17 protein-coding genes and 1 tRNA gene are annotated in these 18979 nt (G+C 68.5%); 14 read left to right on the top strand and 4 right to left on the bottom strand.

Translation table 11 applies throughout. The features are described 5' to 3' along the window. Positions 1–119 precede the first annotated feature (119 nt). Positions 120–722: a GNAT family N-acetyltransferase gene (locus ACTOQ2_RS02265; protein WP_440097921.1), complete on the bottom strand. Its 603-nt coding sequence runs from the start codon at positions 720–722 to the stop codon at positions 120–122. A gap of 339 nt (positions 723–1061) precedes the next feature. Then, positions 1062–1138 (bottom strand) — tRNA-Leu (locus tag ACTOQ2_RS02270). 113 nt (positions 1139–1251) lie between these two features. Here ACTOQ2_RS02270 and ACTOQ2_RS02275 point away from each other — a divergent pair. From ACTOQ2_RS02275 to ACTOQ2_RS02300, 6 genes are all read left to right on the top strand, one after another. After that, positions 1252–1854: an ANTAR domain-containing response regulator gene (locus tag ACTOQ2_RS02275; protein WP_440097922.1), complete on the top strand. Its 603-nt coding sequence runs from the start codon at positions 1252–1254 to the stop codon at positions 1852–1854. Between the two features lie 356 nt (positions 1855–2210). After that, positions 2211–3368, top strand: coding sequence for a branched-chain amino acid ABC transporter substrate-binding protein (locus tag ACTOQ2_RS02280; protein WP_440098082.1), 1158 nt, complete (start codon positions 2211–2213; stop codon positions 3366–3368). A 160-nt stretch (positions 3369–3528) separates the two neighbouring features. After that, a complete protein-coding gene (locus ACTOQ2_RS02285; protein ID WP_440097923.1) occupies positions 3529–4497 on the top strand; it encodes a branched-chain amino acid ABC transporter permease in 969 nt (322 codons plus the stop codon). Further along, positions 4494–5663 (top strand): branched-chain amino acid ABC transporter permease, encoded by a 1170-nt coding sequence (locus ACTOQ2_RS02290; protein ID WP_440097924.1) that lies wholly within the window; start codon positions 4494–4496, stop codon positions 5661–5663. The genes ACTOQ2_RS02285 and ACTOQ2_RS02290 overlap by 4 nt, the downstream gene beginning before the upstream one ends. Continuing rightward, complete coding sequence (locus ACTOQ2_RS02295; RefSeq protein ID WP_440097925.1) at positions 5660–6511, top strand: ABC transporter ATP-binding protein; 852 nt, start codon at positions 5660–5662, stop codon at positions 6509–6511. The genes ACTOQ2_RS02290 and ACTOQ2_RS02295 overlap by 4 nt, the downstream gene beginning before the upstream one ends. After that, positions 6501–7319: an ABC transporter ATP-binding protein gene (locus ACTOQ2_RS02300; RefSeq protein WP_440097926.1), complete on the top strand. Its 819-nt coding sequence runs from the start codon at positions 6501–6503 to the stop codon at positions 7317–7319. The genes ACTOQ2_RS02295 and ACTOQ2_RS02300 overlap by 11 nt, the downstream gene beginning before the upstream one ends. Before the next feature lie 210 nt (positions 7320–7529). Here the strand turns inward: ACTOQ2_RS02300 and ACTOQ2_RS02305 are convergent, their stop codons facing one another. Then, a complete protein-coding gene (locus ACTOQ2_RS02305; protein WP_440097927.1) occupies positions 7530–8090 on the bottom strand; it encodes a DUF4352 domain-containing protein in 561 nt (186 codons plus the stop codon). A 241-nt stretch (positions 8091–8331) separates the two neighbouring features. Between ACTOQ2_RS02305 and ACTOQ2_RS02310 the strand changes: the two genes are divergently transcribed. Genes ACTOQ2_RS02310 through ACTOQ2_RS02320 form a run of 3 tightly spaced genes read left to right on the top strand, consistent with a single transcriptional unit; the run spans position 8332 to position 10835 of the window. Continuing rightward, positions 8332–9192, top strand: coding sequence for an ABC transporter substrate-binding protein (locus ACTOQ2_RS02310; RefSeq protein WP_440097928.1), 861 nt, complete (start codon positions 8332–8334; stop codon positions 9190–9192). Between the two features lie 3 nt (positions 9193–9195). Next, a complete protein-coding gene (locus ACTOQ2_RS02315) occupies positions 9196–10044 on the top strand; it encodes an amino acid ABC transporter permease (RefSeq protein ID WP_440064941.1) in 849 nt (282 codons plus the stop codon). 2 nt (positions 10045–10046) lie between these two features. After that, positions 10047–10835: an amino acid ABC transporter ATP-binding protein gene (locus tag ACTOQ2_RS02320; protein ID WP_440098083.1), complete on the top strand. Its 789-nt coding sequence runs from the start codon at positions 10047–10049 to the stop codon at positions 10833–10835. Positions 10836–11256: 421 nt separating this feature from the next. On the opposite strand, the gene ACTOQ2_RS02325 is transcribed toward ACTOQ2_RS02320, so the two are convergent. Next, entirely contained in the window at positions 11257–11601 is a 345-nt protein-coding gene (locus ACTOQ2_RS02325) for a PaaI family thioesterase (protein WP_440065451.1), read from the bottom strand. Between the two features lie 146 nt (positions 11602–11747). On the opposite strand from ACTOQ2_RS02325, the gene polA reads away from it, so the two are divergent. The 5 genes from polA to coaE all read left to right on the top strand — a co-directional run bounded on the left by polA (position 11748) and on the right by coaE (position 18959). Further along, positions 11748–14483, top strand: a complete 2736-nt coding sequence (gene polA / locus ACTOQ2_RS02330; protein WP_440097929.1) for a DNA polymerase I — start codon at positions 11748–11750, stop codon at positions 14481–14483. Between the two features lie 269 nt (positions 14484–14752). Further along, a complete protein-coding gene (locus tag ACTOQ2_RS02335; RefSeq protein ID WP_440097931.1) occupies positions 14753–15871 on the top strand; it encodes a polysaccharide deacetylase family protein in 1119 nt (372 codons plus the stop codon). Positions 15872–16089: 218 nt separating this feature from the next. Next, positions 16090–17592 carry a 30S ribosomal protein S1 gene (gene rpsA, locus ACTOQ2_RS02340; RefSeq protein ID WP_344750198.1) on the top strand — a complete coding sequence of 501 codons (1503 nt, stop codon included), beginning with the start codon at positions 16090–16092 and terminating at the stop codon, positions 17590–17592. A 132-nt stretch (positions 17593–17724) separates the two neighbouring features. Continuing rightward, positions 17725–18180 (top strand): GNAT family N-acetyltransferase, encoded by a 456-nt coding sequence (locus tag ACTOQ2_RS02345; RefSeq protein WP_440097932.1) that lies wholly within the window; start codon positions 17725–17727, stop codon positions 18178–18180. 179 nt (positions 18181–18359) lie between these two features. Continuing rightward, a complete protein-coding gene (gene coaE, locus ACTOQ2_RS02350; RefSeq protein ID WP_440097933.1) occupies positions 18360–18959 on the top strand; it encodes a dephospho-CoA kinase in 600 nt (199 codons plus the stop codon). Positions 18960–18979 lie beyond the last annotated feature (20 nt).

The following is an 18979-nucleotide window of genomic DNA, read 5'->3' on the forward strand; positions in this document are numbered from 1 at the left end:
CGCTTACCTTTCCTCAGGATTAATGACATTCATACATATCTGTCTGACTGAGTCGAGATCAACAACACAACCCGACTACCCGCGGGGCGGATGTCTCCCGCGCCGTCACGCACGCGTCGTCACCCGCGAGGATCGGTCTCCTCGTACTCCCACGTCCGCAACACCAGCGACCGGCCCTTCTCCTCGGAGGGGACGGGCGGCGCGTCCGTCAGGCGGTATCCCGCCGCGCGGGCCACCGCCACGCTCGCCGCGTTACCGGCCTCGATCTCCAGCAGCAGCCGGGACACCCCCACCGTCTTGCGGGCGAACTCCGTCATCACCCGCACCGCCCCCGACGCCAGCCCCCGCCCCCGGTAGGCGGCCCCCAGGCCGTAACCGATCTCCGCGACGTCCAGGCCCAGCCCGCTCAGCATCAGCAACACCTCGCCCGCCGGCTCGCCCCCGTCCACGGTGATCGCCAGCTGCACCCGCTCCCCGGCCGCCCGCCGCCGCCGGGCCCGATCCAGGTAGGCCCGCGCCGCCTCCGGGTCGAACGGCGAGGCCAGCGGCGTCCAGTAGGCCACCTCAGGGTCGTCGAACAGCTCCACCATGGCCGCCAGGTCGTCGTCCTCCCATTCGCGCAGCACCACCCCGTGCCCGCTCAGCCTCACCCGCTCGGGAAGGCACACCCGCCCGACACCGAGATCGCCCCGCTCCGTCCGGCCTTCCCCCGCAGTTTCCACGCCGCCACCTTCCGTCACACCGCTTCACGCCGCTTCACGCCACTTCCGAGCAACCTACTCCGCTCGCGGATCCGGCATTCGTGGCCGGTGTCAGGCGTCGCCGGTGCGCCGTTCCCGGACCGCTTCCGCGGGGGCACCGCAGGGTCCGGCCACCCGTCGGCCCATGAGGCCGGGGGCAGGGCGCCGAGCAGTGATCGTCGAGGGACGGAGAGCGCGGTCGACGGTTTCGCGGGAGTGCGCGGGGCCGCAATGCCAGGCGCCGGCGACGGTTTTCCGGCCGCCACGTGCCGTGCGGGAGATGCCCGGAGCAGCCGGTTCCGGATCGGCCGGATCGGACGGTGGTGCCCCGAGTGGGATTCGAACCCACACTGAATGGATTTTGAGTCCATCGACTCTGCCGATTGGTCTATCGGGGCATTTTTCGTTATTTGTCCGGATCTTGCGCGCCAGCTAAGAGCTTACCTAGAAGTAGATCACTCTCGGGCACCGGCGTGGTCCCAATCTAGCGGACGTCGGTACTCTCTTGCTCGTGAGTACGCAGCGGCGAGTGGTGATCGCGGAAGACGAGGCACTGATCCGCCTCGACCTCAAGGAGATGCTGGAGGAGGAGGGGTATGCGGTCGTCGCGGAGGCCGGGGACGGGGAGTCCGCGGTCAAGCTGGCGATGGAGCAGCGGCCGGATCTGGTGATCCTGGACGTGAAGATGCCCATCCTGGACGGGATCTCGGCGGCCGAGCAGATCGTGTCGCAGCGGATCGCGCCGTGTCTCATCCTCACGGCCTTCTCGCAGCGCGATCTGGTCGAGCGGGCGAGGGACGCCGGCGCGATGGCGTACCTGGTGAAGCCGTTCACGAAGTCGGACCTGGTCCCGGCGATCGAGATGGCGGTCAGCAGGCACGAGGAGATCGCCGCGCTGGAGCGGGAGGTCGGGACGCTCTCGGACCGGCTGGAGACGCGCAAGCTGGTGGAGCGGGCCAAGGGCCTGCTGATGGAGCGGCACGGGTGGAGTGAGCCACAGGCGTTCCGGTGGATCCAGAAGGCCTCGATGGATCGACGGCTGAGCATGCGGCAGGTGGCGCAGATCGTGGTGGCGGACGGGGCGGAGCCCGAAGTGGAGACCCCGGAGGCCTGATCGGGGTCTTTCGTCCCATTTGGGGGTCGCGCCCGCCAGGCGCCCGCAGGGCGCGTTCCAGAGGGTGCGGCGCGGACCTCCGGGCGGTCGGAGTGATCTCCGTGGAGACCCTAAGGTTGCCAGTGACCACGGCTTTTGCATCTGATAGCCGAAAAGGATCGGTGTTATAACGAAGCGGCAACGGTGGGCCGTCCTGTATCGACCCGTGACATCCGCTAGTTGTACTAACCGACACAACCCCTGGCCACCCGCCAGGGAAGGGCATCTGTGAACTCGGTCCCGACGAGGGACCGGGCGAAAGGAAGGCAACCTTGCGGCCTAAGACTGCACGCCTCGGTGGAGTGCTTGCCGCCGGTGTGGCGCTCACCCTCGGTCTCGCTGCCTGCAGCAGCGGTGGCACGGAGGCCACGCCGGCTGCTGAGGGTGGCTCCAGTGCTGCCGCCCCCAGCACCGTCAAGCTTGGCTTCATGGGTGACCTGACCGGTGCCAACGCCGGCATCGTCATTCCCCCCCGGAACGGTGCGAAGCTCGTCATCGACGAGTACAACAAGACCAACCCGGCCGTGAAGATCGAGCTTGTCGAGTACGACAGCCAGGCGGACCCGTCCAAGGCGGTCGCCCTGGCCCAGCAGGCCATCAAGACCGACAAGATCGTCGGTATGATCGGCCCCGCTTTCTCCGGTGAGTCCGCCCAGGTGGCGCCGGTGCTGGAGGAGGCGAAGCTGCCGAGCATCTCGGCCTCCGCCACCAACGCCGCGCTGGCGACGAACGGCTGGAAGTTCTGGCACCGCGTGCTGCCCAGCGACAGCATCCAGGGCCCCGGCATCGGTGACTTCATCGCGACCGGCGTCGGCGCGAAGAAGGTCTTCGTCATCGACGACAAGTCCGAGTACGGCAAGCCGCTGTCCGACGCGGTCAAGGCCGCGCTCGAGGCCAAGGGCGTGACGCCGGAGACCGACTCGCTCGACCCGGCCGAGAGCGACTTCTCCTCCGTGGTGAACAAGGTCGCGGCGGCCAAGCCCGAAGCGATCTTCTTCGGCGGTTACTACGCCGCGGGCGGCAACCTGCTCAAGCAGCTCCGTGACAAGGGCGTGACCGCGAAGTTCCTGTCCGGCGACGGTTCGCTGGACAAGGGCCTGATCGACGGCGCCGGTGCCGAGAACGCCGAGGGCGCCCTGGTCGGCTGCCCCTGCTACATCGCCACCCCGGACGTCACCGACGCCAAGGTGAAGGCCTTCGCCGACGCCTACAAGGCCGCCTACAGCGCCGACCCGGCCATCTACGCGGCCGAGGGCTACGACGCCGCGACGGTCTTCGTCGACGCCATCAAGGCGGGCCACGTCACCCCCGACAAGATCAACGAGTTCATCGCCACGGTGGACATCGCGGGTGTCTCGAAGCAGGTCAAGTTCGAGGCCAACGGTGAGGTCTCGGCGAAGGACATCTACATCTACCAGGTCAAGGATGGCGCGATCGGCCTCCTGGGCAAGGCCACCGAGGCCAAGCTGGGTTAGTCCGGCGCTGAAGGAGATTAGGTAGTCGACGCGCGGGGAGCGGGAACGCCGCGAATGCGTTCCCGCTCCTCGCGTACTTCCAGAGAGTCCACGAGGTTCTGCTGGAGGCGGTGTGCTACCCGGACGTGCAGGCGACCCCCGCTAGAAGTGGTAATCCCTAGTGCTCAATGACTTCATCAATCAGTTCTGGCCGGCGACCATCGACGGCCTGGCCTTCGGCTCGATCTACGCCCTGATCGCGCTCGGTTACACCATGGTGTACGGCGTGCTGCGGCTGATCAACTTCGCGCATTCCGAAGTTTTCATGATCGGCACCTTCGGTGCGATGTTCGTACCGTTCGTGTTCGGCATCAACTCGCCCCTCACGGGCATCGCGCTGGTCGGCCTCATCCTGGCGATGATCCTGGCCGGCATGCTCGCCTCGGCGGGCACCGCGGTGGCGCTGGAGCGAATCGCCTACCGGCCGCTGCGCAAGCGCGGCGCGTCCCGGCTGGCGGCGCTGATCTCGGCGATCGGCGCTTCGATCTTCCTGCAGGAGCTGTTCGCGCTCCTGGTGATCCCGAACGTCTTCGACCGCCCCGAGCAGGGCAGGATCCAGATGGCTCTGCCCCGCATCATGGAGCGGACCGAGCTTTTCTCGATCTTCGGCCATTCGGTCCGGGTCGACCAGGTCTTCGTCATCGTCGCCGCCATCGGCATGATGATCGCGCTGGACGCCCTGGTGAACCGGACGAAGATCGGCCGGGGTATCCGCGCCACCGCGCAGAACCCCGAGGCGGCCGTCCTGATGGGCGTCGACATCAACAGGATCGTCCGGATGACCTTCCTCATCGGCGGCAGCATGGCCGGTGTGGCGGGGGCGCTCTACCTGATCTCGTACGAGAACACGCATTACTACGTCGGATTCCTCTTCGGTATCAAGGCGTTCACCGCGGCGGTCCTGGGCGGCATCGGTAACCTGCGCGGCGCCCTGGTCGGCGGAATCACGCTCGGGCTGGTGGAGAACTACGGGGCCATCTTCTTCGGCTCCGACTGGAAGCACGTGATCTCCTTCACCATCCTCGTCTTGGTCCTGATGTTCCGCCCCACCGGAATTCTCGGTGAATCACTCCAGCAGGCGCGCGCATGAACCAGAAGAATCCCCTGGCAGGCTTCCGCAACGGCCTTGGCCGCTTCGGTGACGCCATGCACGATCGTTGGCAGGACACTCCCGGCTGGCAGCGCTGGATCCTCTATGCGGCTCTGATCGTCGCGGCGCTGCTGCTGCCGTCGGAGAGCCTCGCCCCCTTCATGTCGCCCTACACCGACTGGGCGAGCATCCTGTTCTTCCCGATCGGGACGTACGTGGTCCTGGCGATCGGCCTGAACGTGGTGGTCGGCCAGGCCGGCCTGCTCGACCTGGGCTTCGTCGCGTTCTACGCGGTCGGCGGCTACGCGATGGCGCTGATCGGCACCCGGCTGGGCTGGAACTTCTGGCTCATCCTGCTGGTCGGCATCGGGATCTGCGCCCTGTCGGGTCTCACGCTGGGCGCTCCGACGCTGCGGTTGCGCGGTGACTATCTGGCGATCGTCACGCTGGGCTTCGGTGAGATCATCCGTATCACCGCCCGCAACACCGACGAGATCGGCGGCCCGAACGGCATCCGCGGCATCCCGCACCCGCCGAGCTACGAGGACCTGCACCTGTTCGGGATCAGCATCCCCAACGTGTTCGGGGTCGATCCGTTCAAGTACGGCGTGCTGGATCCGCGACCCTACTACTACCTGCTGGTCGCGCTGGCCGTCATCGTGATCATCCTGGTGAAGCGCTGGGAGAAGAGCCGGGTCGGGCGTGCCTGGGCGGCGATTCGCGAGGACGAGGACGCGGCCGAGGTCATGGGCGTGCCGACGTTCCGCTTCAAGATGCTCGCCTTCGCCATCGGCGCCTCGATCGGTGGCGCGATGGGCGTGCTGTGGGCGGCGAAGGCCATCTCGATCAACCCGAACGACTTCCAGTTCCTGCTGTCGGCGACGATCCTGGCCGCGGTGGTCATGGGCGGCGCGGGCAACCTGCCGGGTGTCATGCTGGGCGCCTTCGTGGTGGCGTGGCTGCCCGAGCGGTTCCGCGGCCTGCAGGAGTACCGCATGCTGATCTTCGGTGCGGTGCTGGTGGCGCTGATGATCTTCCGTCCGGAGGGTCTGCTGCCATCGCGCCAACGCAAGGCGGAGCTGAAAGAGGGGTCAGGCGGGATGGGTACGCTCGGAGCAGAGGTTCCCGGGCCCGAGTCGCATGGTGAGGAGGTGGCTTCCAAGTGAGCGCCGAAGTGAACCCGGCCGAGGTGAATCCGGCCGGTACGAACCCCAAGGCGGCGGTCCAGGCGGAGCGCGCTGGCCGCGTCATGCTGGAGCTGAAGAACCTCGTCATGCGGTTCGGCGGTGTCACGGCACTGCGTGAGGTCAACCTGACCATCAACGAGGGAGAGATCTTCGCTCTCATCGGCCCGAACGGCGCCGGAAAGACCACGGTCTTCAACGTGGTGACCGGCGTCTACCAGCCGACCGAGGGTGAGGTCCGCTTCCTGGACGAGAAGATCAGCGGCGTCAAGCGCTTCAAGATCACCAAGCGGGGCATCGCCCGCACGTTCCAGAACATCCGGCTGTTCCACAACATGACGGCCATCGAGAACGTCATGGTGGGTGCGGACGCGCACCACAAATCGGGCATGGTCAGCGTGGCGCTGGGGCTTCCCTGGCACCGCCGGGCCGAGAAGGACGGGCGAAAGCTCGCGATGGAGCTGCTCGACTTCGTCGGCATCGCGCACCGCGCCAACGAGCACGCCAAGAACCTGCCCTACGGTGACCAGCGTCGTCTGGAGATCGCCCGCGCGCTGGCGACCAACCCGAAGCTGCTGCTGCTGGACGAGCCCGCCGCCGGTATGAACCCGGCGGAGAAGGTGGCGCTGCAGCAGCTGATCCGGGACATCCGCGACGCGGGCCGGACGATTCTGATCATCGAGCACGACATGAGCCTCATCATGGGCATCAGTGACCGCATCGCGGTGCTGGACTTCGGCCAGAAGATCGCCGATGGCCTGCCGGACGAGGTGCGGACCGACCCCCGGGTCGTCGAGGCGTATTTGGGAGCTCCCGCCGATGCTTCTTGAGGTCAAGGACATTCGTGTCCACTACGGCAAGATCGAGGCGCTCAAGGGCATCTCGGTCGAGGTGAACGAGGGCGAGATCGTCACGCTCATCGGGGCGAACGGGGCGGGCAAGACCACGACCCTGAAGACGATCTCGGGCCTGCGCGGCCTGTCGTCGGGGAGCATCACCTTCGACGGCAAGGACATCAGCAAGATGCCCGGCCACAAGCGGGTGCTCGCGGGCCTGGGGCAGGCGCCCGAGGGCCGGGGCGTGTTCCCCGGCATGACGGTGCACGACAACCTGCTCATGGGGGCGTACACCCGCTCGGGTGACTTCAGTGCCGACCTGGCCGAGGTCTACGAGCTGTTCCCCCGCCTGGCGGAGCGCAGGACCCAGATGGGCGGCACGATGTCCGGCGGCGAGCAGCAGATGCTCGCCATCGGCCGCGCGCTGATGGCCAAGCCCAAGGTGCTGCTGCTGGACGAGCCGTCGATGGGCCTGGCGCCGCTGCTGGTGCAGCAGATCTTCGAGATCATCGAGGAGATCAACCGCCGCGGCACCACGGTGCTGCTGGTGGAGCAGAACGCCCAGCAGGCGCTCAAGCTGGCCCACCGCGCCTACGTCCTGGAGACCGGGAAGGTGGTCAAGAGCGCGCCCGCGGACGAGCTGCTCAACGACCCCGCCGTGCAGGCCGCCTACCTGGGCGGCGGTGCGGAGATCGACCTGGCGGCGGAGGCGGCGCAGGCCGCTCCCGCTCCGGCGACCCCGCCTCCCGCCGCCACTCCGCAGGAGAAGCAGGGCTTCACGAAACCGGAAGAGCTGCCCTGACCCGGTGATTCCCCGCCTCCGCGGGGATCCCATGGGGTCTCTACGGGGTCTCCGCAGGGCCTTCACCGGCCCGACGGCAGGTGACGGGCCCGTCGCGCGCTCGCGCGGCGGGCCCTTCACCTACCGGTACAGGGATCTCCCGCCGGGACGGCGTCACAGGTCCCAGCGCCATCCAGTGCCGCCCCGGGCGGCACCCGGGGTGAAGGCGGCTCAGGGCAGCGGCACCCGCGCGCCTTCGGTGCCGCCGGTCACGCCGAGGGGCGGGTCGCCGAACAGCTGGATCGCGGAGACCTTCGCCTCCTTGGGGATGTCGTACCAGAGGTCCAGCTCGATCCTGACCTGGGCGCCGAGCGGGAGCTCGTCGGGCTGCCGCTTGATGGCCTGCGCGAACTTGTCGATCGCGTACGTGGTGCCGTCGGAGGCGACGAGCCTCTGGCGCTTGGCGTCGAAACGGGCGTTGGTGCGGCCGGGGTTCTCCACCAGGATCCGCACGACCACGTACTGCCCCTTGGCCTGCCACTCGGCGTGGCTGCCGAAGAAGCCGCTCAGGCCCTTCTGCAGGCCGATCACCTGGAACCGGGTGTCGCCGTCGGCGACCGGCGCGGACCTGACGGGGTTCTCGCCCGGCCGTACCGGGCGCGGCGGGAGCTCGTAGGTCGGGGTGGGCGTGACCGGGGGAGAGGCGGGAGCGTCCGGCTCCGCCCCGGCGCAGCCGGACAGGAGGGCGGCGGCGAGGGCGGCACCGGTGAGCAGGATCAGGGGGTCACGCACATCCGGCAACGTAACCGAGGTAGATCCTGAAGTTCAACGGCTCCCCCCGACGGGGGTCGTCGATCCGGCAAGTGCCGGCGCCCGGATCCGCGTGGCGGCAGGGTATTGAACAGAAAACTCCGGACGCGGTTGTTGTCCGAATTGTGTCGTACTGGTGATCTGCATGATTATGCAGGTGATGAAGCATGACCTGCACTGAGGTATCCATACAAGAAGCGACATTGACCGTAAGGAGGCCTTCGTGGGCCTGAGTTTTGTTTCCCGTCGTGCGATGGCGGTGGGCGCCATGGTCGTCGCCGGTGCGCTCGGCCTTTCGGCCTGTGGTGGCGGCGAGTCCACCGCCAGCCCGAGCGATGGTGCCTCGGCAAGCGCTCCCGCGGCCGCGGAGGGCCCCAAGCTCGTCACCCCCGGCAAGCTGACCACCTGCACGAACCTTCCGTACGAGCCCTTCCAGTTCAAGGAGGGCGACAAGGTCGTCGGCTTCGACGTCGACATCGTCGACCTGGCCGCCAAGAAGCTCGGCCTGACGCAGGAGATCGTCGACATCGACTTCGCCGTCATCAAGAGCGGCGCGGCGATGGCCACCAACAAGTGTGACGTCGCCGCCGCCGGCATGACGATCACCGAGGAGCGCAAGGCCAACATCGACTTCTCCGAGCCCTACTTCGACGCCACGCAGGCTCTGCTGGCCAAGAAGGGCCTTGGCGTCAAGACCCTCGACGAGGTGAAGGCGAAGGGCCTCAAGCTCGGCGCCCAGGCCTCCACCACGGGCCTCGACTACGTCAAGGAGAAGGGCCTCGACCCGAAGGAGTTCGCCGACTCCTCCAAGGAACTGCTGGGCCTGCAGTCCGGCCAGGCCGACGTGATCGTCCAGGACCTCCCGGTCGTCCTGACCTGGCTGAAGAAGCCCGAGATCGCCGACAAGTTCGAGCTGGTCGCCAGCCTCGACACCGGCGAGCAGTACGGCATCGGCCTGAAGAAGGGCTCCGACCCGGTCCTGCTCAAGGCGATCAACGACTCGATCGCCGAGGCCAAGTCCGACGGCACCTACGAGCAGATCTTCGTCAAGTGGTTCGGTAAGAAGCCCGGGGAGCTCGGTTAATCGATGACCGACCAGCCAACGACGACCGAGCCCACTCCCGCCGGGGGCGCCCCCGGCGGGAGCGGGCTCAGTCCCCGCAAGAGGCAGCAGATCAGCAGGGGCGTCCAGTACGCCGTGCTGGTGGCCGTGGTCGTCTTCCTCGTCCTGCGCATCGAGTGGGGCAAGCTCGGGGAGAACTTCACCAAGCTCGACGTCGCCGAACAGACGCTTCCCGACCTGTTCACGATCGCGCTGAAGAACACGATCATCTACTCGGTCGGCGGTTTCGTCTTCGCCTTCCTGCTCGGCCTGCTGTTCGCGCTGATGCGGCTGTCGTCGGTGCGGCCCTACCGGTGGATCGCCGTCGCCTACATCGAGATCTTCCGTGGCCTGCCCGCCCTGCTGATCTTCCTGCTCATCCTGTTCCTGCCGCTGGCCATCACCGGCTTCGAGGTGCCCGGCGGCACGTACGGCCAGGGCATCCTGGGCCTGACGATCGTCGGCTCGGCCTACATGGCCGAGACGCTCCGCGCCGGGCTCCAGGCGGTGCCCAAGGGGCAGATGGAGGCGGCGCGCTCGCTGGGCATGTCGTACTCGCGGGCCATGGTCACCATCGTCATCCCGCAGGCCGTGCGCATCGTCATCCCGCCGACGACCAACCAGTTCGTGTCCCTTCTCAAGGACTCCTCGCTGGTGCTGTTCCTCGGCGTCTCCGGCGACTATGTCGAGCTCACCAAGTTCGGCAACGACATGGCCTCGACCTATGCCAACGCCACGCCCATCCTGGTCGTAGGTGTGACGTATCTACTGGTCACCATCCCGCTGGGTTACCTCGCGTCCCGGCTGGAACGGCGACAGGCGAGGGGACGGTGACAGTGACTCCGACGACTTCAGAGACTCCGGCGACCCCGGCGACCCACGCGGTCGAGATCCGTGACCTGCACAAGTACTTCGGGAAGAACGAGGTCCTGCGGGGCATCGACTTCGCCGTCGACCCCGGCCAGGTGGTCTGCGTCATCGGCCCCTCGGGGTCGGGCAAGTCCACGCTGCTGCGCTGCGTGAACCTGCTGGAACAGCCCACGTCGGGCAAGGTCGTCGTCAACGGCGTGGAACTGACCCACCGCGACGTCGACATCGACGCCGCCCGCCGCGGCGTCGGGATGGTCTTCCAGCAGTTCAACCTGTTCCCGCACATGACCGTCCTGCAGAACGTGATGATCTCGCAGCGCCGGGTGCTGAAGCGGGGCAAGGCGGAGGCCGAGCGGATCGCCAGGGAGAACCTGGACAAGGTCGGCATCGGGGAGAAGTGTGACGCCTTCCCCGCCCAGCTCTCCGGCGGGCAGCAGCAGCGCGTGGCCATCGCCAGGGCACTGGCCATGAGCCCGGCGCTGATGCTCTTCGACGAGCCCACCTCGGCGCTCGACCCCGAGCTCGTCGGAGACGTGCTCACGGTCATGCGCAAGCTCGCCGAGGAGGGGATGACCATGCTCGTGGTCACCCACGAGATGGCGTTCGCCCGCGACGTGGCCGACCGGGTCGTGTTCATGGACGGCGGCGTGATCGTGGAGGACGGCACCCCGGAGCAGGTGATCAGCGCTCCGCGGCACGAGCGCACCAAGACCTTCCTGCGCCGCGTGCTTGACCCGACGCACACCGACATCTGAGTTTCACCGTGTACGGCCCGCGCCCGCCCGGCGCGGGCCGTACACGTGCCGGGGTCCGTGGGCCGGGGTTCGCATGTCGCAAGGGTCCGTGGGCCGGGGCCCGCGTGTCGCGAGGTTCCGTGTGCCGCGAGGGTTCGCATGGGGACGGGCCGCGGAAAGGCCGGTGGGAACGGTGAGGGGCGGGAACGGATCCCGGCCGGCCCGCGGGTCTCGCGGGCCCGGCGAAGCGTGGCGAGCCCGGGGGAGGCCTTTGGCGCCATACGGAGCTTCCCCGACCCCGTACGTTTTCTACTCGGCCTCCCCACGGGCATCGCCGTCACCCACCGTAGCGGACTCGTTGCTTCAGGTGGGCAAAAAGGCGGTCCGAATATGATCGAGGACGAGATGTGATCAGACGATCGGCCGACGTGATCAGGGGCCGTCAGGCGTCGCGCAGCATGCACGTCAGACGCGAGGTGCACACCCGGCGGCCCCGCTCGTCGACGATCTCGATGTCGTAGGTGGCGAGCGTACGGCCGCCGTGGATCCGGGTGGCCACCCCGGTGACCAGCCCGGACGTGGCCGAGCGGTGGTGGGTGGCGTTGATCTCGACGCCCATGGCGATCCGCCCGGGACCCGCGTGGATCGCCGCGCCCGTCGAGCCCAGGGTCTCCGCCAGCACGCACGAGGCGCCGCCGTGCAGCAGGCCGTACGGCTGGATGTTGCCCTCGACCGGCATTGTGCCGACCACCCGTTCGGCGGTGGCCTCGGTGATCTCGATGCCCATCCGGTCCACCAGGGTGTTCCTGTGCGACGCGCCGAGCGCCTCTTCGATGCGCCGGGCGGTTTCTTCGCGGTCTGTCACGGTCAAGGGGGCGTCTCCTGTCGTGCGGGGCCAGGTTTTCTGTCGCACCAGGAGACTAGGCTTTCGGTGTGCCGAAGAGCGAAGCGACCCCCACTCGTCCGTGTCTCCTGCTGCTGGATGGGCATTCACTGGCCTATCGGGCGTTCTATGCCCTGCCGGAGGAGAATTTCTCCACCACCACGGGGCAGACGACCAACGCGGTCTACGGGTTCACCTCGATGCTGGTCAACGTGCTCCGCGACGAGCGGCCGACCCACGTGGCGGTCTGCTTCGACCGCTCGGAGCCGACGTTCCGCCACGAGGAGTACGCCGACTACAAGGCGAACCGGAGCGCGAGCCCCGACAGTTTCCGCAGCCAGATGAGCCTGATCCACGAGGTGCTCGACGCGTTGCGCGTGCCGCACCTGTCGCTGGCCGGATACGAGGCCGACGACCTGATAGCCACCCTGGCGACCCGCGCCGCCGAGCAGGACATGAACGTGCTGGTCGTCACCGGTGACCGCGACGCGCTGCAGCTCGTCGACGAGCGGGTCACCGTGCTGATGACCCGGGTCGGCATCAGCAACATGACCCGGTTCACCCCCGAGGCCGTGCTGGAGAAGTACGAGCTCACCCCGGCCCAGTATCCCGACTTCGCGGCCATCCGCGGCGACTCCAGCGACAACCTGAAGAACATCCCCGGCGTGGGCGAGAAGACCGCCGCCAAGTGGATCCGCGAGTTCGGCTCGCTGGAGGAGCTGGTCAACCGGGTCGACGAGGTCAAGGGCAAGGTCGGCGACAAGCTCCGCGACCACCTCGACCAGGTGCTGATGAACCGGCGGCTGACCCAGCTGATCCGCGACGTGCCGCTGGAGCGCGAGGTCGCCGCCCTGCAGATCGGCGCCGCCGACCGCGAGGAGATCAACAAGATCCTCGACACGCTGGAGTTCCGCGGAGAGATCCGCGACCGGCTGTTCAAGACGATCGGCTCGGCCGAGGCGGAGGCGGAGGAGGGCTTCGAGGTCGAGGCCGTCACCCTGGGCCCCGACGAGGTGGGCCCCTGGCTGCGCGCGCTGCCCGAGGGCCGCGCGGGCCTCGCCTTCAAGGGCGCGTACGGCAGCGGCACCGGCCGCGTCGACAGCATCGCCATCGCGGCGGCCGGAGCGGGAGCCGGCCCGGAGGCGGGCCGGGCGGCGAAGGGCGGGCCAGGCGCCGCGTTCATCGACCCGACCACGCTCACCGAGGCCGACGAGGCGGCCCTGCGCGAGTGGCTGGCCGACGCCTCGAAGCCCAAGGCCGTGCACGACGCCAAGGGCCCGATGCTCGCGCTGTGGGCGCAGGGCATGGAGCTGCGCGGCCTCACCTGCGACACCGCGCTGGCCGCCTACCTGGCGATGCCGGGGCAGCGCTCGTTCCCGCTGGAGGACCTCGTGCGGGTCTACCTGCGGCGCGAGCTGCGCAGCGAGGCCGACAACGGCGGTCAGGCCAGCCTCTTCGACGACCAGGACGACGACGGCGCCCGCGACCTCGCCCTGCGGGCGCTGGCGGTCGGCGAGCTCGCCGACGCGCTGGAGGCGTTCCTGGAGCCGCTGGGCGGCACCCACCTCATGCGCGACGTGGAGCTGCCGCTCGTCACCGTGCTGGCCGAGCTGGAGCGGGCCGGCATCGCCGCCGACCGGGAGCATCTCGGCGCCCTGGAGGCCGAGTTCGGCGCCGCCGTCAAGCAGGCCGTCGAGGCGGCGCACGCCTCCGTGGGCGGGGAGCAGTTCAACCTGGGCTCGCCCAAGCAGCTCCAGGAGATCCTGTTCGTCAAGCTCAACCTGCCCAAGACGAAGAAGACCAAGACGGGCTACACCACCGACGCCTCCGCGCTGGCCTGGCTCGCCGCCCAGACCGAGCACGAGCTGCCGACGATCATGTTGCGCCACCGCGACCAGGCCAAGCTGAAGGTCACGGTCGAGGGCCTGATCAAGGAGATCGCCGACGACGGCCGCATCCACACCACGTTCAACCAGATCGTGGCGGTCACCGGGCGGCTCAGCTCGGAGAGGCCCAACCTGCAGAACATCCCGATCCGCACCGCCGAGGGCCGCCGCATCCGGCAGGGCTTCGTGGTCGGCAAGGGCTTCGAGACCCTGCTGACCGCCGACTACAGCCAGATCGAGCTGCGCGTCATGGCCCACCTGTCCGGGGACGAGGCGCTCATCGCCTCCTTCGAGTCCGGGCACGACTTCCACATGGCCACCGCGGCCAGGGTCTTCGACGTCGAGCCGCAGAAGGTCACCGGGGAGATGCGGGCCAAGATCAAGGCGATGAACTACGGCCTCGCCTACGGACTGTCCGACTTCGGGCTGTCGGAGCAGCTCAACATCGCGGTCTCCGAGGCGCGGGCGCTCAAGGAGGAGTACTTCGAGGAGTTCGGCGGCGTCCGCGACTTCCTCAACGCGATCGTCGCGCAGGCCAGGAACGACGGCTACACCGAGACCATCCTCGGCCGCCGCCGCTACCTGCCCGACCTCAACAGCGACAACCGCCAGCGCCGCGAGATCGCCGAGCGGATGGCGCTCAACGCGCCCATCCAGGGGTCCGCGGCCGACATCATCAAGGTCGCCATGCTCAACGTGCAGAGCGCGCTGAAGGAGGCCTCGCTCGGCTCCCGGATGCTGCTGCAGGTCCACGACGAGCTCGTGTTCGAGGTGGCGCCCGGAGAGCTGGAGACCCTGCGGGAGCTGGTCACCGACCGGATGAACGCCGCGTACTCCCTGCGCGTCCCGCTGGCCGTCTCGGTGGGCGTCGGCCGCACCTGGGAGGACGCCGGGCACTGACGGTCCCTCTCGGGAGGCGCTCCCCGGAGAGCGCCTCCCAGGGGGCCGGCGGTCGCTCCCCGGAGGTGCTCCTCGGAGCGTCTCCCGGACCTTCCGGCGGGGGAGTCGGCGGTCGCTCCCGCGTAACGCTCCCTGAGGCGTCTCTCAGGGCGTCTCCCGAGGGAGGAGACCGGTCCCGGGATGCCGGACTTCGCTGATTGGCCGGGCCTGTCCGAGTCTGTTCTAGGCTGGTGATCCAAGCCGAGAAGCTCGACGGGCACGGGAGTTCTGTGCGGAGTCCAATCCCCCTGACGAAGATCATTTTACTGGCCAACGTGCTGGTCGTCGTGGTGGCGGTGGTGGTGCTCCTGGTGCTCCCGCCGCCCTCCGCGCCACCCGGCGCCCGGCCGGGCACGGCGGCGAGTGGCCCGTCGCCGTCACCGCCCTCCGCACCCCCCTCGCCGGCACCCGACCTGCCCTCGGCCGAGCTGCCGCCGCCGATCACGGCGTCGGAGGAGTTCGCCCGGCAGGTGAAGGCCAACGAGGCCGGAGCGGTCCCGATCCTGATGTACCACCGGATCACCCGCAAGAGGCTGGCCTCCATCGACCGCACCCCCGCCCAGCTGCGCAAGGAGCTGGAGCGGCTCGCCAGGGGCGGCTACGTGCCGGTCACCGCGCGGGAGTTCGCCACCGGGAGGATGGACATCCCGGCGGGCAGGCACCCGGTCGTGCTGACCTTCGACGACGGCCACCCCAGCCACTTCGCCCTCGACGCGAACGGGGCCCCGGCCAAGGACACCGCGGTCGGCATCATCTACCAGGTGGCGGTGAAGCATCCCGGATTCCGGCCCGTCGCCACCTTCTGGGTCAACCGGGACCCGTTCGGCCTGCGCGAGCGCAAGGACCAGGAGCGGGCCGTGCGGTGGCTGGCCTCGCGGGGCTTCGAGGTGGCCAACCACACCTGGGGCCACCCCCACCTGCCGCGCCTGTCCAAGAAGAAGGTCGTCGAGCAGGTGGCCAGGATCGAGCGGCTGCTGAAAGGACTCGGGGTTCCCCCCTCCGAGACGATGGCGCTGCCGTTCGGCGCGATGCCCCGCAAAAGATCTACCGTGCAGACGGGAAAATGGCACGGAGTGTCCTACCGGTTCAAGGGTGTCTTCCTGGCCGGTGCCGAACCGTCGGTCTCGCCGTTCGTCAAGGACTACGACTGGCGCGCGATCCAGCGGATCCAGAGCAACGGCAGGAAGGGGGAGTGCCGCAAGTGGTGCTCCGAGTACTGGCTCGGATGGCTGGACAAGCATCCCCGTGAGCGCTATACGGCTGACGGCGATCCCGATCGGATCTCCATCCCTCGCGGGCTTCGCGGTAATATCAGGGCGGACCGGAGGCAGAAGATCAACGCCTATTGAGCGAGATCGTTATCCTTTCGGCACGCGGGCGCGTAGAGTCGTCGGATTGACCATACCCGTCTGGTCTCATATGCTGATCGCTGCGTTGTGGGCTCGCGCGCGTCTCGGACGGAGTGGGCTCGCGCTCGATCACGCCGATGAATTCTTCGGCTGACGGTAAGAGGCCTGCCGCGCGTTCGCCACATCGACATCTGTCCGCGTTCGGAGCAACTCCACACATGACGAGCAGCACTGAGGCCACCTCGAGCACCCCGCAGGTAGCGGTCAACGACATCGGCTCTGAGGAAGAGTTCCTCGCAGCGATCGACCTGACCATCAAGTACTTCAACGACGGCGACATCGTCGAGGGCACCGTCGTCAAGGTCGATCGAGACGAAGTTTTGCTCGACATCGGCTACAAGACCGAGGGCGTCATTCCCTCGCGCGAGCTCTCGATCAAGCACGATGTCGACCCGGCGGATGTCGTCGAGGTTGGCGAGCACGTCGAGGCCCTCGTTCTCCAGAAGGAGGACAAGGAAGGCCGCCTGATCCTGTCCAAGAAGCGCGCTCAGTACGAGCGGGCCTGGGGCACGATCGAGAAGATCAAGGACGAGGACGGCATCGTCACCGGCACGGTCATCGAGGTCGTCAAGGGTGGACTCATCCTCGACATCGGCCTGCGTGGCTTCCTGCCGGCGTCCCTGGTCGAGATGCGGCGCGTCCGCGACCTCCAGCCGTACGTGGGCCGCGAGCTCGAAGCGAAGATCATCGAGCTCGACAAGAACCGCAACAACGTGGTTCTGTCCCGCCGCGCCTGGCTCGAGCAGACCCAGTCCGAGGTTCGCCAGACGTTCCTCAACACCCTGCAGAAGGGTCAGGTCCGCAAGGGCGTCGTCTCCTCGATCGTCAACTTCGGTGCGTTCGTCGACCTCGGCGGCGTCGACGGTCTGGTCCACGTCTCCGAGCTCTCCTGGAAGCACATCGACCACCCCTCCGAGGTCGTCGAGGTCGGCCAGGAGGTCACCGTCGAGGTGCTCGACGTCGACATGGAGCGCGAGCGCGTCTCCCTGTCGCTCAAGGCGACGCAGGAAGACCCCTGGCAGCAGTTCGCCCGCACCCACCAGATCGGTCAGGTCGTCCCGGGCCGCGTCACCAAGCTGGTGCCGTTCGGTGCGTTCGTCCGCGTCGAGGAGGGCATCGAGGGCCTGGTCCACATCTCCGAGCTGGCCGAGCGCCACGTCGAGATCCCCGAGCAGGTCGTTCAGGTCGGCGACGAGATCTTCGTGAAGATCATCGACATCGACCTCGAGCGCCGCCGGATCTCGCTGTCGCTCAAGCAGGCGAACGAGGGTGCGATCGGCGCCGACGTCGAGTTCGACCCCACGCTGTACGGCATGGCGGCGACCTACGACGACTCGGGCAACTACATCTACCCCGAGGGTTTCGACTCCGAGACCGGCGAGTGGCTCGAAGGCTTCGACAAGCAGCGCGAGGAGTGGGAGCGGCAGTACGCCGAGGCTCAGACCCGCTTCGAGGCTCACAAGAAGCAGGTCGAGGAGGCCCGCAAGGCCGAGGCCGAGGCGGGCGAGGCTGCCCCCACGTCCTACTCCGGCGAGACCCCGTCCTCGGGTTCCACCGGCGCCTCCAGCAGCAGTGGCTCCTCCGCTCCGGCGGCGGGCGCGCTGGCCTCCGACGAGGCTCTCGCGGCTCTGCGCGAGAAGCTCGCGGGCGGCCAGAACTGACGGTGCCGACGGCGCCGAGCTGACAACGCGGTAGAAGATCGACGGAAGGGCCCCGCTCCGGCGGGGCCCTTTCCGCGTTCCCGGAGGTTCCCGGGGCACTCTTCCCGGCCGCCCGGCCGCTAGGGTGACGCCGTGATCGTGATCGAGGTGGCGGAGCCCGAGGACGCGGGCGAGATCCTGACCGTGCAACGCGCCGCCTACGTGGGCGAGGCCCAGCTCTACGGCGACCCGTTCATCCCGCCGCTCGTGGAGTCGGCCGCCCAGGTCCGCAAGGCCGTCGAGACGGCCATCGTGCTCGTCGCCCGCGACGGGGCGAGGATCGTGGGGGCGGTTCGCGGCCGGATGTCCGGCACGACCTGCCTGGTCGGCCGCCTGGTGGTCGCCCCCGACCGGCAGGGCGAGGGCATCGGCGGAGCCCTGCTGGCGGCCCTGCACGACGAGGCCGCTTCGGCACTCGCCTTCGACCTGTTCACCGGCCACCTGTCGGAGGGCAACCTGCGCCTCTACCGCCGCCACGGCTACCGCGAGACCCGCAGGGAGCCGATGAGCGACCACCTGACGCTGGTGCACCTGCGCAGGGAGCTGTAGGAGCCCCAGGCGCGTTTCCGCACGTCGTTCGGCGCCTGGTGAAGGCCGCGGCCCGAGGGGCGGCAGCGTGGCCTCCGGCGCCGCGGGGGCGGCTTCTGTCGGCCTGCCGGAGTGCGCCGCCGGGCGAGCCCGGCGCCGACCGCCCCGGAGCACGGCCCGTACGGCGTATGCTGCGGATCATGTTGAAGGTGGGGCTTACCGGCGGCATCGGGTCGGGCAAGAGCGAGGTCTCCCGTCGGCTGGGCGCCCGTGGCGCCGTGGTCATCGACGCCGACAAGATCGCCAGAGAGGTGGTCGAGGCGGGAACCCCCGGGCTGGCGCGCGTGACCGGCGTCTTTGGCACGGGTGTTTTGCACGAGGACGGTTCGCTCAACCGGGAGAAACTCGGCTCGATCGTCTTCGCCGACTCCGAGAAACTCGCCTCCCTCAACGCCATCGTCCACCCCCTCGTCGGTGCGAGGGTCGGCGAGCTGCAGGAGCAGGCGCCTCCCGGCAGCATCGTGATCTACGACGTGCCGCTGCTGGCGGAGAACAAGCTCGCCCCCATGTACGAGGTGGTGATCGTCGTCGACGCCGCCGACGAGGTGCGCCTCGCCCGGCTGATCGAACTGCGCGGCATGAGCGAGCAGGACGCCAGGGCCAGGCTCGCCGCCCAGGCGACCCGCGAGGAGCGGCTGGAGATCGCCGACATCGTCGTCCCGAACGAGGGGACCCTGGAGGAGCTGGAGGCCCGGATGGACGGCATCTGGGCCGACCTGACGGCTCGCGCCGGCGTCTGAGCGGGATGGCGGATCGCGCC

Source organism: Streptosporangium sp. H16, assembly GCF_051918855.1.
Classification (GTDB): Bacteria; Actinomycetota; Actinomycetes; order Streptosporangiales; family Streptosporangiaceae; genus Streptosporangium.